This window comes from Streptomyces sp. NPDC101151 (assembly GCF_044768335.1).
Classification (GTDB): Bacteria; Actinomycetota; Actinomycetes; order Streptomycetales; family Streptomycetaceae; genus Streptomyces.
Genome location: NZ_JBIWPP010000016.1, coordinates 121,808 through 136,732, shown reverse-complemented (window position 1 = coordinate 136,732; position 14,925 = coordinate 121,808). Strand labels below are relative to the sequence as shown.

The following is a 14,925-nucleotide window of genomic DNA, read 5'->3' as shown; positions in this document are numbered from 1 at the left end:
GGGTGCGGCCGGGCGGCGGCAAGCGGCGGAGGTGGCATCTGCGTTGGCAGGTGCCTACCGGCAGCCGCACCCCGCCAGCGCCGTCGCCGTCCTGTCCAGGGCCGCCTGTGCCTCCAGCGCGTTCGTCGTGCCGGAGGCGAGGAAGGCGAAGGCCAGGAGGTGGCCGTCGTTGTCGACGACCGTGCCCGCCAGGGCGTTCACACCGGTGAGGGTGCCTGTCTTCGCTCGTACGACCCCTGCGGCACCGTCGGTGTAACGGCTGCTCAGGGTGCCGGTGAAGCCTGCGACGGGAAGGCCGGTGAGGACCGGGCGGAGGCCGGGGCGGGCCGGGTCGGCGGCCTTGACCAGCAGGGCGGTGAGGAGGTTCGCCGTGAGCCGGTCGTCGCGGTCGAGGCCGCTGCCGTCGTGGAAGGAGGCGCCGGCCATCGGCAGGCCGAGCTTGGTCAGCCGGGCGGAGACGGCCCTCGCGCCGCCGTCGAAGCTCGCCGCCTCGCCGCTCGCCAGGGCGGTGTGGCGGGCCAGGGCTTCGGCGATGTCGTTGTCGCTGTTGGTCAGCATCCGCTCGACCAGGGTGGACAGCGGGGGCGAGGAGACTCCGGCGAGGGTCTCACCGCGGCCGGTCGCCTTGGAGGGGCCGGGGGAGGTGGTCGTGATACCGGCCTTCCGGAGGAAGCCGGCGAACTTGTCGGCCGCGTCCGCCGCCGGGTCGCTCACGCGGGGCACCGGGCCGCCGGCGGAGTCGTCGGTGCGGCCCTCGTCGACGGTCAGGGCGCTGACCGGGGCGAGGTTGTCGTTGACACCGACGGGATGCAGTTCGGGGCCGGTGTAGAGCGTGGTGTCGTAGGAGAGCGTGACCTGGCGGATGCCCCGCTTCTCGAGCTTGGCGGCGGTGTCGGTGGCGAGCGTGCGCAGGCTGGCCCAGCCTCCCGCGGCCTTCGGGTGGGCGGTGAGGGTGGGGTCGCCGCCGCCCACCAGGACCAGTTCCCCGGTGTCGGGTTCGAGTGCGGCACGAGTGGTGAAGCGGTGGTCGGGGCCGAGGGCGGACAGGGCGGCGACGGCGGTGGCGATCTTGGTGGTGGAGGCCGGGGTGAGGGCCTGGCCGGCGCCGGTGCCGTAGAGCTGCTTGCCCGTGCCGACGTCGACGACGGCCGCCGTGTGGCTGCCGCTGAGCGCGGGGACGCCCAGAAGGGGCTCCAGGACGTCGGCGAGGGACTTCTGGGCGGGCGGGGACTTCTTGGTGCTGACGGTGCCCGTGGTGGCGCCCAGGCCCGCCAGGACGGATGCGGCGCTCGGTGCGGGCCGGGGCGCACGCGCGTCCGCGGCCGAGTCGCCGTGATCTGCGCCACCTGGCCGCTCCAGGGCGGCGGCCCGGTCCCGCTCGGCCGTACGCTGACCGTTGGCGTCCCAGGGACCGGCGACGGTCACCACACCGGCGGCCAGCGCCAGCCCGGCGGTGGCGGCGCCCGCGGTGTAGTGCCAGGTCCTGACGGCGCGCGGCCGGGGGAGGTGTGCCGGCCCGGGCCGCACGGCCTTCGTCAGCCGCACGATCCGCGGTTTCGCGGCCGTCGCGGCGCGTGCCAGACGCGGTCGCACGGCGTTCGCGATCCGCAGCACGTGCGGTCTCGCGCCTCGCCAAGGCCTCAGTTCAGGCACGACCACCAGCCCCTTTCGCGATCACACACCTGCGTGAGGGACACTTAACCACCAGAACTATGTGCTGATCATGGAGGAGCCACCGGTGGAGTTCGACGTCACGATCGAGATCCCGAAGGGTTCGCGGAACAAGTACGAGGTGGACCACGAGACCGGTCGGATCCGGCTGGACCGTCGCCTCTTCACCTCGACCGCCTACCCGGCCGACTACGGCTTCGTCGAGAACACTCTCGGCGAGGACGGCGACCCGCTGGACGCGCTGGTCATCCTGGACGAGCCGACCTTCCCGGGCTGCCTCATCAGGTGCCGCGCGATCGGCATGTTCCGGATGACGGACGAGGCGGGCGGCGACGACAAGCTGCTGTGCGTTCCGTCCACCGACCCGCGGGTGGAGCACCTGCGCGACATCCACCACGTGTCGGAGTTCGACCGCCTGGAGATCCAGCACTTCTTCGAGGTGTACAAGGACCTGGAGCCCGGCAAGTCGGTCGAGGGCGCCAACTGGGTGGGCCGCACGGACGCGGAGCTGGAGATCGAGCGGTCCTACAAGCGCTTCAAGGACCAGGGCGGCCACTGACCGTCCGGTCTGCCTGCCACGGGCCGCGGCACCCTGCCTGGGGTGGCCGCGGCCCTTTGCGTGCCCATGCGCATACTGAGGCTTACGGAAGGTGTCGTTCAGGGAGCGGTGCGAGGTGACGGAGGCGGAGGACAGGAAGCCTCGGTCGGACGAGGCGCGGACCACGTACGACCCGGAGATCACGTCCGAGTTCGCCATTCCCGAGGGCCTGGAGGTCCCCAAGGGCGTCGGTGAGCCGGAGACGACGTCCGAGTTCGCCGTGCCCCAGGGCCTGGCAGCGCATCCGCCGAGTACCGAGCCGGACGGGTCGGCGTTCAGCCTGCCGCGCACCTACAGCGCCAAGGACGCCCCGACCGCGTTCACCCCGGCGACCGGCATGCCGACGGTCAGCCTGATCAAGGACGCGCCCTGGCAGGACCGGATGCGCACGATGCTGCGCATGCCGGTGGCCGAGCGGCCGGCGCCCGAGCCCGTGCAGCGGGCCGAGGAGGGCGGGCCGGCGGTCCCGCGCGTGCTCGACCTGACCCTGCGTATCGGGGAGCTGCTGCTGGCGGGTGGTGAGGGCGCGGAGGACGTCGAGGCCGCGATGTTCGCGGTGTGCCGGTCCTACGGCCTGGACCGCTGCGAGCCGACCGTCACCTTCACGCTGCTGTCGATCTCCCACCAGCCGTCCCTGGTGGACGACCCGGTCACGGCGTCGCGGACGGTACGCCGCCGGGTCACCGACTACACACGGCTCGCGGCCGTGTTCCGGCTGGTGGACGACCTGACGGACCCGGAGGCCCATGTCTCCCTGGAGGAGGCCTATCGGCGCCTGGCGGAGATCCGCCGCAACCGGCACCCCTACCCCGGCTGGGCCCTGACCCTGGCGAGCGGGCTGCTCGCGGGTGCGGCCTCGGTACTGGTCGGGGGTGATCTGATCGTGTTCGTCGCGGCGGCGGTGGGCGCGATGCTCGGCGACCGGCTGGCGTGGCTGTGCGCGGGGCGCGGGCTGCCGGAGTTCTACCAGTTCACGGTGGCCGCGATGCCGCCCGCCGCGATCGGTGTTGCCTTCGCGCTGGCCGACGTCGACGTGGAGGCGTCCGCGGTCATCACCGGTGGGCTGTTCGCGCTGCTGCCCGGGCGGGCGCTGGTGGCGGGCGTGCAGGACGGGCTGACGGGCTTCTACATCACCGCCGCCGCGCGCCTGCTGGAGGTCATGTACTTCTTCGTCGGCATCGTCATCGGCGTGCTGCTGATCCTGTACTTCGGCGTGAAGGTCGGCGGCAAGCTGAATCCGGACGCGGCGCTGATCCTCTCCGAGCGGCCGTTGATCCAGATCGCGGCGTCCATGCTGCTGTCGCTGACGTTCGCCGTGCTGCTGCAGCAGGAACGATCCACTGTGCTGGCGGTGACCCTGAACGGGGGTGTGGCGTGGTCGGTGTACGGCGCGATGCACTACGCGGGCGGGCTCTCCCCCGTCGCCTCCACGGCCGTGGCGGCGGGGCTGGTGGGGCTGTTCGGGCAGCTGCTGTCGCGGTACCGGTTCGCGTCCGCGCTGCCGTACACGACGGCTGCGATCGGGCCGCTGCTGCCCGGTTCCGCCACCTACTTCGGGCTGTTGTCGATGGCCCAGAACGAGGTGGACAAGGGGCTCGTGTCCCTGGCGAAGGCGGCCTCCCTGGCGATGGCGATCGCCATCGGGGTCAACCTCGGTTCGGAGATCTCCAGGCTGTTCCTGCGGGTCGGCTCCGCCGGTAAGCGCCGGGCCGCCAAGCGGACCAGGGGATTCTGATCCCCTTACGGGGCGCGGTAGTTGCCCTGGTTGTAGTCGTACGGCTGCTGCTGCTCGCCGTAGGGCTGCTGCTGGGGGTCGTACTGCTGCTGCGGGTGCTGGTGCTGCTGCTGGTCGTAGTACTGGTGGTCGTAGCCCTGGTGCTGGTCGTAGCCCTGGTTCCAGTACTGCTGCTGGTCCTGCTGCGGCTGCTGCTGGGGGGCGTACTGCTGCTGCGGGTGCTGCTGCTGGTAGGGGCCCTCCGGCTCGATGCGGCGCAGGCGGGTCGTGGCGTCGTCCATGGCCGGCTGCTGCTGGTACGGGGGCTGCTGGGGGGCGGCCTGCGGCTCGGGCTGCGCCGCCTGCGGCTTCTTGCTCTTGCCGCGCGCCCGGAGGAACTCGATGGCGATCGGGATCACCGAGACGAGGACGATCAGGATGAGGATCGCCTCGATGTTCTTCTTGACGAAGTCGATGTTGCCCAGCCAGGAGCCGAGCAGCGTGACGCCGGCGCCCCACAGGACACCGCCGATGACGTTGAAGGTCAGGAACGAGCGGTACTTCATGCCGCTGACGCCCGCGATGATCGGCGTGAAGGTGCGCACGATGGGCACGAAGCGGGCCAGGACCAGGGACTTCGGGCCGTACTTCTCGAAGAACTCGTGCGCCTTGGTGACGTTCTCCTGCTTGAAGAGGCGGGAGTCCGGGCGGTTGAAGAGCGACGGGCCGACCTTCTTGCCGAACATGTAGCCCGCCTGGTCGCCGAGGATCGCGGCGACGCAGATCAGGGCGATCGCGCCCCACAGCGGGAAGTCCAGCTGGTGCGAGGTGATCAGCAGACCGCAGGTGAACAGCAGCGAGTCGCCCGGCAGGAAGAAACCGATGAGCAGACCGGACTCGGCGAAGACGATGAGCAGCAGGCCCCAGATGCTGTAGGTGTGGAGCAGATGGTTGGGATCCAGCCAGCTCGGGCCGAGGGCGAGTGTCATCACGGGTCCGGGCTCCTGAGGGGATGAGGGCGGCTGCGGCGGCTGAACGTCGATGGGCTGCCGCACAAAGCTATCAACGCGACGTGACCGCTCCAGGTTCCACCGGTGACTCCAGGATGCACTGTGCGGCAACCGGGGCAAAGCTGTGAGCCATGGGACTCGATGACTACGGCGGCGGCCAGGGGCCCCAGCCGGACGTGCTGGTCGTCACGACCAACGACGTGCCCGGATACCGGGTGCAGCAGGTGATCGGCGAGGTCTTCGGCCTCACCGTGCGCTCGCGGCACCTGGGCAGCCAGATCGGCGCCGGGCTGAAGTCGATGATCGGCGGCGAGCTGAAGGGGCTCACCAAGACGCTCGTGCAGACCCGCAACCAGGCCATGGAGCGGCTGGTGGAGCAGGCACGCGCGCGCGGGGCGAACGGAGTGCTGGCGTTCCGGTTCGATGTGACGGAGGCCGCGGACGTGGGCACGGAGGTGTGCGCGTACGGCACCGCGGTGGTCCTGGCCCGGGAGTAGGCCTCCCGGGCCGGGGGTCAGGCCGTGTGCCGGTCGGCGTTCGCGGCGATCGCCTCGCTCAGGTGATCGGCGAGCCCGGGCCGCGAGGAGTCGTAGAACGCCTTGAAGCGCTCGTCGGCGACGTACATCGCGCCCAGGCAGCGGTGCATGGCGTGCGGGCACTCGTAGAACCACTTGCCGATGTGCCGGCGGTGCTCCTCGGCCAGGTCCATGGCCGCCTCGCCGGTGGGCTGCCCGCCCGCGGCCATCAGGGCGACGTACCGCTCGGTCCAGTCGTCGGCCTCGGCCTGCAGGCGCTTCCAGTCCTCCTTGGTGTAGCGGGCGGCGCGGCGCTGCGACTCGGCGTAGGCCTCGGTGCCGCCCCAGCGCTGCTCGGTCTCCTCCGCGTACTGCTCGGGGTCCTTGTCCCCGAAGACCTCGAACCGCTCCTCGGGCGTGAGATTGATGCCCATCGTGCGTGCCTCCATGGCGTGCTCCACGGCCGCGGCCATCTTCTGCAGCGTCTCGATCCGGGCGGTCAGCAGTTCGTGCTGGCGGCGCAGGTGCGCGCGCGGGTCCGCGTCCGGGTCGTCGAGCAGGCTCGCGACCTCGTCGAGCGGGAAGCCGAGCTCCCGGTGGAACAGGATCTGCTGAAGCCGGTCGAGGTCGGCCTCGCCGTAGCGCCGGTGTCCGGCGTGGGTGCGCTCGCTGGGCACGAGCAGGCCGATCTCGTCGTAGTGGTGCAGCGTGCGCACCGTGACCCCGGCGAACCCCGCGACCTGTCCCACGGAGTAGCTCACTTTCCGCTCCTTTCGTCGGTACGCCCTCCACGCTGAGGCCTCACGCCACGTGAGGTGCAAGCCCGTTCCGGGGCGGTGCCCCGCCTGCCCCGTTCCGGATGTTTCACCTGTTTCATCCGCTTATGGTGAGCCAGTGGCCCAGGACTCCGCGCAGCAGGCGCCCACCACCGCTCCCGCGGCCCCTGCGCGCGCCCTGTTGCCGTTGATCCTGCCCGCTCTCGCCGTGGGCGTGGTGTCCAGCCTCCTCTTCGTCGGGGTCAGCGTCGGGGCCGAGCAGCTCCAGGGCGTGCTGTGGCAGAACCTGCCCGACGCCCTGGGAATCGGCCGCTACTCCGTGCTGTGGATCTTCGTCATGCTCATCGCGACGGGTATCGCCGTCGGTCTGGTGGTGTGGAAGGTGCCGGGGCACGCGGGGCCCGACCCGGCCACCACGGGGCTGAACGCGCCCCCGCTGCCGCCCGTCGTGCTGCCCGGCCTGCTGCTGGCGGCGGCCCTGATGCTCGCGGGCGGCCCGAGCCTCGGCCCCGAGAACCCGATCATCGCCGTCAACGTCGGGCTGGCGGTGTGGCTGGGCCGCCGGTTCGCGCCCAGGCTGGCGGGCCCCCTGTGGGTGGCGCTCGCGGAGGCGGCGACGCTCGGCGCGCTGTTCGGCACCCCGGTCGGCGCGGCCCTGGTCATCTCGGAGGCGCTGGCCGGGCAGCGGATCAAGGGGCAGCTGTGGGACAACCTCTTCGCCCCGCTGGCCGCCGCCGCGGCGGGCGCCCTGACGACCGACCTGGTCCACCACGCGACCTTCGACCTCCAGCTGCCGCCGGTCGGCCGGCCGGGCGGGGGCGACGTGCTGGCGGCGATCGTCATCGCGTCGGTCGGCGCGGTGCTCGGCATGTGCGCGGTCCGCGCCTTCCCGTACGTCCACGGCGCCTTCCAGCGGCTGCGGCACCCGCTGCTCATGCTTCCGGTGGGCGGGGCCGTCCTGGGTGCGCTGGGGGCCCTGGGCGGCCCCCTGACCCTCTTCAAGGGGCTGGACCAGGTCGCGGAGCTGGCGCACGACCCCGAGGGCTGGTCGGCCGGGCAGTTCGCCACGATGACGGTGGTGAAGCTGGCCGCCCTGACGGTCGCCGCGTCCTGCGGCTTCCGCGGCGGCCGGATCTTCCCCGCCGTGTTCGTGGGTACCGCCCTCGGCCTGTGCGCCCACGCCCTGGTGCCCGCCGTCCCGCCCGCCGTGGGCGTGGCGGCGGGCGTGCTGGGCATGCTCCTGGCCATCACGCGGCAAGGCTGGGTGAGCCTGTTCACCGCGGCCGTCCTGGTGGCCTCCCCGGTCGTCCTCGCGCTGCTGTGCATCGCCTCGCTGCCGGCCTGGCTGCTGGTGACGGGGCGCCCGCAGATGCAGCTGCGGCCGGACGGCGCTCCGATCCGATGACCCACTCCCCCCGTCTGGAGGCACGTCCATGGCCCTGCACAACGGTCCCGAGAAGCACGAAGAACGGCCCATGTCGGTCAACCCCTTCTTCGGGGAGGCGAATCCGGTCGGCGGGATGACCGAGGCGCCGCCCACGCACCGGCTCCCGGACAGCCCGCTGCCCCCGTCGACGGCGTACCAGCTGGTGCACGACGAGCTGATGCTGGACGGCAATGCCCGGCTGAACCTGGCGACCTTCGTCACCACCTGGATGGAGCCGCAGGCCGGGGTGCTGATGGCTGAGTGCCGGGACAAGAACATGATCGACAAGGACGAGTACCCGCGCACGGCCGAGCTGGAGCGGCGCTGCGTGGCGATGCTCGCCGACCTGTGGAACGCGCCGGACCCGGCGGCCGCCGTGGGCTGTTCGACCACGGGGTCCAGCGAGGCGTGCATGCTCGCCGGGATGGCACTGAAGCGGCGCTGGGCCACGCGCAACGCCGACCGCTATCCGGGAGCCCGCCCGAACCTGGTCATGGGCGTCAACGTCCAGGTCTGCTGGGAGAAGTTCTGCAACTTCTGGGAGGTGGAGGCCCGGCTGGTCCCGATGGAGGGCGACCGGTACCACCTGGACGCACAGGCGGCGGCCGAGCTGTGCGACGAGAACACCATCGGGGTCGTCGGCATCCTCGGCTCCACGTTCGACGGATCCTACGAGCCGGTCGCGGACCTGTGCGCGGCCCTGGACGCCCTCCAGGAGCGCACCGGTCTCGACGTCCCGGTGCACGTGGACGGCGCGTCCGGCGCCATGGTGGCTCCTTTCCTGGACCAGGACCTGGTGTGGGACTTCCGGCTGCCGCGCGTGGCCTCGATCAACACCTCGGGGCACAAGTACGGCCTGGTCTACCCGGGCGTCGGCTGGGCGCTGTGGCGGGACCCGGAGGCGCTGCCCGAGGAGCTGGTCTTCCGGGTCAACTACCTGGGCGGCGACATGCCGACCTTCGCGCTCAACTTCTCCCGGCCCGGCGCCCAGGTGGTGGCGCAGTACTACTCGTTCCTGCGGCTGGGCCGGGACGGCTACCGCGCGGTGCAGCAGTCGACGCGGGACGTGGCGACCGCGCTCGCCGGGAAGATCGAGGCGCTCGGCGACTTCCGTTTGCTGACCAGGGGCGACGAGCTGCCGGTCTTCGCCTTCACCACCGCCCCCGACGTGACGTCGTACGACGTCTTCGACGTCTCCCGGCGGCTGCGCGAGGGCGGCTGGCTGGTGCCCGCGTACACCTTCCCGCCGAACCGCGAGGACCTGTCCGTGGTGCGGGTCGTGTGCCGCAACGGCTTCTCCCACGACCTCGCCGACCTCTTCATCGACGATCTGAGCCGCCTGCTGCCGGAGCTGCGCCGGCAGCCGCATCCGCTGACCCGGGACAAGGAGGCGGCCACCGGCTTCCACCACTAGGACGAGACCCGGTGCCGCGGCACTAGCGCCCCAGCCCCGCGAACTTCCGTACCGCCAGGGGGAAGAACAGCGCGAGGAGGCCCAGCGGCCAGGCCACGGCCGCCCACACGTGGCCCGGCTCACCGCCCTGGCTGCCGAGCAGGTCCCGTACGGCCGTGGCCGTCTGGGAGAGCGGGTTCCACTGGACGGCCGTGCCCAGCCAGCCGGGCATGGCGTCCGGCGTGGCGAAGGCGTTGGAGAGGAAGCCGACCGGCCAGATGAGGATCTGCACGGCCTGGACCAGCTCGGGCCGGCCGGCGATCAGGGCGAGGTGGATGCCGACCCACAGCATCGCGAAACGGAGCAGGAGCAGCAGGCCGACGGCGCCCAGGAAGGCGCCGGGGCCGCCGTGTGCCCGCCAGCCCAGCGCATACGCCACTGCCGTCATCAGCCCGAGCCCCACCGCCGACTGGAGCATGTCGGCGGCCGAACGGCCCACCAGGACCGCCCCGTTGGCCATGGGCAGGGAGCGGAAACGGTCGACGACGCCCTTGTCGAGGTCCTGGGTGACGTTGAGCATCGTGCCCTCAAGGCCGAAGGCCATGGTGAGCGCGAGCATGCCGGGCACCAGGTAGTCGACGTAGTCGCCGGCGACGCCCCGGCCGCCGCCGACCAGGTAGCCGAACATCAGCAGCAGCATCACCGGGAAGACCAGGGCGACCAGCACCTGCCCGGGCTGCCGTGCCCAGTGGGCGAGTTCGCGCCGGGTCATGGTCCAGGAGTCGGTGAGGACGTACGGGGACACCTGCATCAGGCGGCCTCCTTCACTCGGTTCTCGTCGCCGGTGAGGTGCAGGAACACCTCGTCCAGCGTGGGCCGGCGCAGGGCCACGTCCGCCGCCTCGATGCCGGCGGCCTCCAGCGCGCGCACGACCTCGGACAGCGCGCCCATGCGGTCGGTGACCGGGGCGCTGAGCAGCCGGCGGTCGGTGTCCACCGAGACGCCGTCGACGGGCAGCAGGGCGGCGGCCGCGCCCAGTCGGCCCGCGTCGCGCAGGACGACGTCGATGCGGTCCCCGCCGGTGAGGGTCTTCAGCTCGTCGGGGGTGCCGTCGGCGACCACCCGGCCGTGGTCCACGAAGGCGATGCGGTCGGCGAGCTGGTCGGCCTCCTCCAGGTACTGGGTGGTGAGCAGGACCGTCGTGCCGCCGCCGACCAGGGAGCGGACGGCCGCCCAGACCTCGGCGCGGCCGCGCGGGTCGAGGCCGGTGGTGGGCTCGTCCAGGAACAGCACCTCGGGTTCGGTGATCAGGGAGGCGGCGAGGTCGAGCCGGCGGCGCATGCCGCCGCTGTAGCGGGCGACCGGGGTGCGGCCGGTGTCGGTGAGGTCGAAGCGCTCCAGAAGCTCTGCGGCGCGCACGCGCGCGTGGCGGGCGCCGAGGTGGTGCAGACGGGCGAACATCTCCAGGTTCTGCCGGCCGTCCAGTTGCTCGTCCAGGGCCGCGTACTGGCCCAGCAGGCCGATGCGCCGGCGGACCGCGCGGGCCTCGGTGAGCACGTCGTGCCCTGCGACCTCGATGCGGCCGCCGTCCGGCCTGAGCAGGGTGGCCAGGATCCGGACCAGGGTGGTCTTGCCCGCCCCGTTGGGACCGAGCACCGCGTGCACGGTGCCGCGGGCCACCCGGAGAGCGAGCCCGTTCAGAGCGTGTTCGGCGCCGTAGGTCTTGCGTGCGTCCTCGACGGTGATCGCCGTGCAGGCCATGCCACTCCCTCGCTAGTCAATTTTGACTACCCGCTTGAAAGTAACGTCCCGGAGGGCATTGGTCAAACTTGATTAGCGGTGGTCCTCCGGATGCCGCTCCCCCGTCGCGTACGGGTTCTCCTCACCCTCGGCGAGGACGCCGACGAACGGTTCGCCCTCGCCGTCGAACGTGTAGGCACCGCTCTCGACGCGCTCGACGAGGCCGCGGGTCCACGCGGCCTCGGAGTCGGCCGTGTGGACCCACATGTTCATGATCTCGCCGATGTGGCCGAGCTGCCCGGGCCCCTCCTCGGGCACGTAGTGCTCGGTGACCGAGGACCGCCACTCCTCGATCCTCCGGGTCCGCTCCTTCAGCAGCGCCACCGTCTCGGCCCGGGGCAGGTCGACCATGAAGCCGATGGCCGCCGTCTTCACGTCACCCCGCTGGTCGTAGGTGACCAGCGCGTCGCGCAGCAGGGCGAAGTACTCCTCCTCGCCCCGGTCCGTGAGCTCGTACTCGACGCGCGGCGGCCCTCCGGCGGTGGACGGCGCGATCTCGTGCGCGTGCAGCAGTCCCTGTTTCCCCATCTGCTTCAGCGCGTGGTAGATGGAGCCCGGCTTGGCGTTGGACCACTCGTGCGCGCCCCAGTACTCCAGGTCGTTGCGCACCTGGTAGCCGTGGGCCCGCCCGTGCTGACGGACCGCGCCCAGCACGAGAAGACGGATCGCTGACATGCGGTCCAGGTTATTGCCGCGCGGCTAGCCGGCCTGCTCCAGGGCCACCAGCTCGAAGGCCGTCCTGCCGTCCAGGGACTCCCTGATGATGTCGGCGTGGCCGGCGTGCCGGGCCATCTCGCGGATCAGGTGCAGACAGAGCCAGCGCAGGGAGACACGGCCCTCCGGCGGGAACCAGGGGTCGGGCGGCAGCGGGAAGGTGTCGTCCAGGCTGGGCGCGGAGCGGATGTACTTCTCCGTCTCGGCGGCGACCTGCTCCCAGTACGCGACCTTCGAGGCGACCGTCTCGTCGCCGACCAGCTGGAAGGTCTCGTGCCAGTTCGTCTCGTCGCGGTGGACCGCCGGCGGCTCCTGCCGGGCCCGGGCCAGCCAGCTCTGCTCGACCTCGGCGACATGCTTGAGCAGGCCGCCCAGGGACAGCTCACTGGCGCTGGGGCGGGAGCGGGCCTGCTCCTCCGTCAGCCCGAGCAGCGCCCTGCGGATCCCGCCGCGCTGCTCCTCCACGAACGCCAGCAGCGCCCCGCGCTCGTCGCCCTGCATCTCCGCCGACACGTGAGTGACCATGACCGACCGCCTTTCATCGGGTCTCCCGGGGGCCTCCCCCCTGACACCGACAAAGCTACGGGCCCTTGCGGTCAGCTTCTGTCCGCAAGGGCCCGCCACTCGAAGGAACCTAGAACGGGAACCCGCTGCGGCCGTGCTGCACCGAGATCCACTTGATCGTCGTGAAAGCCTCCAGGGTGGTCTCGCCGTTCAGGCGGCCGAGGCCGGAGTGCTTCTCGCCGCCGAACGGCACCAGCGGCTCGTCGTGCACGGTGCCGTCGTTCACATGGAACATGCCGGTTTCGATCTGCTTGGCGAACGCCACACCGCGCTCGATGTCACCCGTGTGCACGGCGCCGCTGAGGCCGTACGGGGTGTCGTTGACCATCCGGACCGCCTCCTCCTCGCCGTCGAAGGGGACGAGGAAGACGACCGGCCCGAAGACCTCCTGCTGGAGCAGGGCGGAGTCGGCCGGGACGTCGGTGAGCACCGTGGGCTCGACCAGGTTGCCGGTGGTCGTGCCGTGCACCAGGGCCGTCGCACCCTCGGCGAGGGCCTGCTCGACCGTGCCCGAAATGGCGCCCGCCTGCGCGGAGTTGATCACCGGGCCGATGACGGTCTGCGGGTCGCGCGGGTCGCCCACCTTGAGCGTCCTGACCTTGGCGACGAACTTCTCGGTGAACTCGTCGGCGACCGAGCGGTCCACCAGCACGCGGTTCGCGGCCATGCAGACCTGGCCCTGGTGGACGTACCGGCTGAAGACCGCCGCGTCCACCGCGTAGTCGATGTCGGCATCGTCCAGGACCACCAGCGCGCTGTTGCCGCCCAGTTCGAGCACCGAGCGCTTGAAGTGCGAGGCGCAGACGGTGGCGACGTGCCGGCCGACCTTGTCGGAACCGGTGAACGAGATCACCTTCGGGACCGGGTGCTCGATGAAGGCGTCGCCGATCTCGGCTATGTCGGTGACGACCACGTTGAGCAGGCCGCCCGGCAGCCCCGCTTCCTCGAAGATCTTCGCGACCAGGGTGCCGCCGGCGATCGGGGTGTTCTGGTGCGGCTTGAGCACCACGGCGTTGCCGAGGGCGAGCGCCGGGGCCACCGACTTGATCGACAGCAGGAACGGGAAGTTGAACGGGCTGATCACGCCCACCACGCCCACCGGGACCCGGTAGACCCGGTTCTCCTTGCCGTCGGCCGGGGAGGGCAGGATCTTCCCCTCGGGGCGCAGCGCCAGGTGGACCGACTCGCGCAGGAACTCCTTGGCGAGGTGCAGCTCGAAGCCCGCCTTCACCCGCGTGCCGCCCAGCTCCGCGATGATCAGCTCGGCAATCTCCTGCTCGCGGTCCTCTATCAGTCTGAGCGCCCGCTCGAAGACCGCCCGGCGGGTGTACGGATTGGTCGCGGCCCACTGCTTCTGGGCACGGGCCGCGGCCTGATAGGCCTGGTCGACCTCGTCGACCGTGGCCACCGTGATCGAGGCCAGCTTCTCGTCGTCGTAGGGGTTGAAGTCGATGACGTCCCAGGAACCGGTGCCCGGGCGCCATTCACCGTCGATGTATTGCTGGGCCAGGTCGCTGAAGTAGGACGACATGTGATCCCTCAATCACTAGCGATGCCAGATCCTGGTCACGGTCTGATCACCCGTCATCGTACTTGCGTTTCAACCGAGTTGAAGGAGACCTCTCAAGACAACTGGACGAGGCCCCGCAGCAGATCCCGGCTCTCGTCCGGGCCGGGGCTGTCCTGCTGCAGTTCCTTCAGGGCCTGCTCGTACTGGCCGACGTCCTCGCGCTTGTCCAGATAGAGGGCGCTGGTCAGCTGCTCCACGTACACCACGTCGGACAGGTCCGACTCGGGGAAGCTGAGGATCGTGAAGGCGCCGCTCTCGCCGGAGTGCCCGCCGAAGCCGAACGGCATGATCTGCAGCCGTACGTTGGGGAGCCCGGAGATGTCGATCAGATGCTGGAGCTGGCCGCGCATCACGTCGCGGTCGCCGTAGGGACGGCGCAGGGCGGCCTCGTCCAGGACGATGTGGAACTCGGGCGCATTGCTGTCGAGCAGGTGCTTCTGCCGCTCCAGGCGCAGGGCGACGCGTCGCTCCACGTCGGCCGCGCTCGCACCCTTCATGCCGCGCCTGACCACCGCGCGCGCGTACTCCTCGGTCTGCAGCAGGCCGTGCACGAACTGCACCTCGTACACCCGGATCAGCGAGGCGGCGCCCTCCAGGCCCACATAGGTGGGGAACCAGCTGGGCAGCACGTCGGTGTAACTGTGCCACCAGCCCGCGACGTTGGCCTCCCGGGCGAGGGAGAGGAGGGACTCGCGCTCCGCCTCGTCGGTGATGCCGTACAGCGTCAGCAGGTCTTCCACGTCTCTGGTCTTGAAGCTCACCCGGCCCAGCTCCATCCGGCTGATCTTCGACTCCGAGGCGCGGATCGAGTACCCGGCCGCCTCCCGCGTGATCCCCCGTGCTTCACGCAGTCGCCTGAGTTGCGAGCCGAGCAGCATGCGCCGCACCACCGATCCGGGCTCTCCCGCGCTCACGTTCGCCAGCCTCCCCAACCGTCTTCAGGGGCCGAAGTCTGCCACTAAAACACTTCGAGCAGTACTCGTCCGGTTACAGAAACGGAAAGAGGTCAGCCGTTTTCCGCACTCAGAGGTCCGGACCTCTGACAAAGAAGCGATCCAAGTTGGCGGAAAAAATGGCCAAGAAGCGGTACGGGCAGGTTCAATTCGGTCGCGTGCACGTGCATCTGCCCTTGCATCTGCCCTTCGCATCCGAAACCATGGTCCCGCGCCACCGC

14 protein-coding genes are annotated in these 14,925 nt (G+C 71.0%); 5 read left to right on the top strand and 9 right to left on the bottom strand.

Translation table 11 applies throughout. From position 1 onward, the window contains the following. Window positions 1-54 precede the first annotated feature (54 nt). Window positions 55-1,659, bottom strand: coding sequence for a D-alanyl-D-alanine carboxypeptidase/D-alanyl-D-alanine-endopeptidase (gene dacB, locus ACIRU3_RS27060; RefSeq protein ID WP_404061091.1), 1,605 nt, complete (start codon window positions 1,657-1,659; stop codon window positions 55-57). 79 nt (window positions 1,660-1,738) lie between these two features. Here dacB and ACIRU3_RS27055 point away from each other — a divergent pair, with 79 nt between their 5' ends. Next, a complete protein-coding gene (locus ACIRU3_RS27055; RefSeq protein WP_404061279.1) occupies window positions 1,739-2,230 on the top strand; it encodes an inorganic diphosphatase in 492 nt (163 codons plus the stop codon). Window positions 2,231-2,345: 115 nt separating this feature from the next. Then, the gene (locus tag ACIRU3_RS27050) at window positions 2,346-4,004 is read left to right on the top strand and encodes a threonine/serine exporter ThrE family protein (RefSeq protein WP_404061087.1); all 1,659 of its coding nucleotides are present in this window, start codon (window positions 2,346-2,348) and stop codon (window positions 4,002-4,004) included. A gap of 5 nt (window positions 4,005-4,009) precedes the next feature. Here ACIRU3_RS27050 and ACIRU3_RS27045 read toward each other — a convergent pair whose 3' ends face one another. After that, window positions 4,010-4,975: a DedA family protein gene (locus ACIRU3_RS27045; RefSeq protein ID WP_404061083.1), complete on the bottom strand. Its 966-nt coding sequence runs from the start codon at window positions 4,973-4,975 to the stop codon at window positions 4,010-4,012. A 149-nt stretch (window positions 4,976-5,124) separates the two neighbouring features. Between ACIRU3_RS27045 and ACIRU3_RS27040 the strand changes: the two genes are divergently transcribed. Next, on the top strand, window positions 5,125-5,490 hold the full coding sequence (locus ACIRU3_RS27040; RefSeq protein ID WP_404061080.1) for a YbjQ family protein: 366 nt from the start codon (window positions 5,125-5,127) through the stop codon (window positions 5,488-5,490). Window positions 5,491-5,507: 17 nt separating this feature from the next. On the opposite strand, the gene ACIRU3_RS27035 is transcribed toward ACIRU3_RS27040, so the two are convergent. Then, on the bottom strand, window positions 5,508-6,269 hold the full coding sequence (locus ACIRU3_RS27035) for a MerR family transcriptional regulator (protein WP_404061077.1): 762 nt from the start codon (window positions 6,267-6,269) through the stop codon (window positions 5,508-5,510). Window positions 6,270-6,402: 133 nt separating this feature from the next. On the opposite strand from ACIRU3_RS27035, the gene ACIRU3_RS27030 reads away from it, so the two are divergent. Both ACIRU3_RS27030 and ACIRU3_RS27025 read left to right on the top strand, forming a co-directional pair. Beyond that, window positions 6,403-7,689, top strand: coding sequence for an ion channel protein (locus ACIRU3_RS27030; RefSeq protein ID WP_404061074.1), 1,287 nt, complete (start codon window positions 6,403-6,405; stop codon window positions 7,687-7,689). A 28-nt stretch (window positions 7,690-7,717) separates the two neighbouring features. Beyond that, a complete protein-coding gene (locus ACIRU3_RS27025) occupies window positions 7,718-9,124 on the top strand; it encodes a glutamate decarboxylase (RefSeq protein ID WP_404061072.1) in 1,407 nt (468 codons plus the stop codon). A 22-nt stretch (window positions 9,125-9,146) separates the two neighbouring features. Here ACIRU3_RS27025 and ACIRU3_RS27020 read toward each other — a convergent pair whose 3' ends face one another. From ACIRU3_RS27020 to ACIRU3_RS26995, 6 genes are all read right to left on the bottom strand, one after another. Beyond that, window positions 9,147-9,914, bottom strand: a complete 768-nt coding sequence (locus tag ACIRU3_RS27020) for an ABC transporter permease (protein WP_404061069.1) — start codon at window positions 9,912-9,914, stop codon at window positions 9,147-9,149. Next, entirely contained in the window at window positions 9,914-10,864 is a 951-nt protein-coding gene (locus ACIRU3_RS27015; RefSeq protein ID WP_404061066.1) for an ATP-binding cassette domain-containing protein, read from the bottom strand. Before ACIRU3_RS27015 ends, ACIRU3_RS27020 begins: the two co-directional genes overlap by 1 nt. A 72-nt stretch (window positions 10,865-10,936) precedes the next feature. Further along, entirely contained in the window at window positions 10,937-11,578 is a 642-nt protein-coding gene (locus ACIRU3_RS27010) for a PadR family transcriptional regulator (RefSeq protein WP_404061063.1), read from the bottom strand. A 24-nt stretch (window positions 11,579-11,602) separates the two neighbouring features. Further along, window positions 11,603-12,142, bottom strand: coding sequence for a DinB family protein (locus tag ACIRU3_RS27005; RefSeq protein ID WP_404061059.1), 540 nt, complete (start codon window positions 12,140-12,142; stop codon window positions 11,603-11,605). Window positions 12,143-12,251: 109 nt separating this feature from the next. After that, on the bottom strand, window positions 12,252-13,712 hold the full coding sequence (locus tag ACIRU3_RS27000) for an aldehyde dehydrogenase family protein (protein ID WP_404061056.1): 1,461 nt from the start codon (window positions 13,710-13,712) through the stop codon (window positions 12,252-12,254). Window positions 13,713-13,804: 92 nt separating this feature from the next. Next, window positions 13,805-14,629, bottom strand: a complete 825-nt coding sequence (locus tag ACIRU3_RS26995; protein WP_404061276.1) for a helix-turn-helix domain-containing protein — start codon at window positions 14,627-14,629, stop codon at window positions 13,805-13,807. Window positions 14,630-14,925 lie beyond the last annotated feature (296 nt).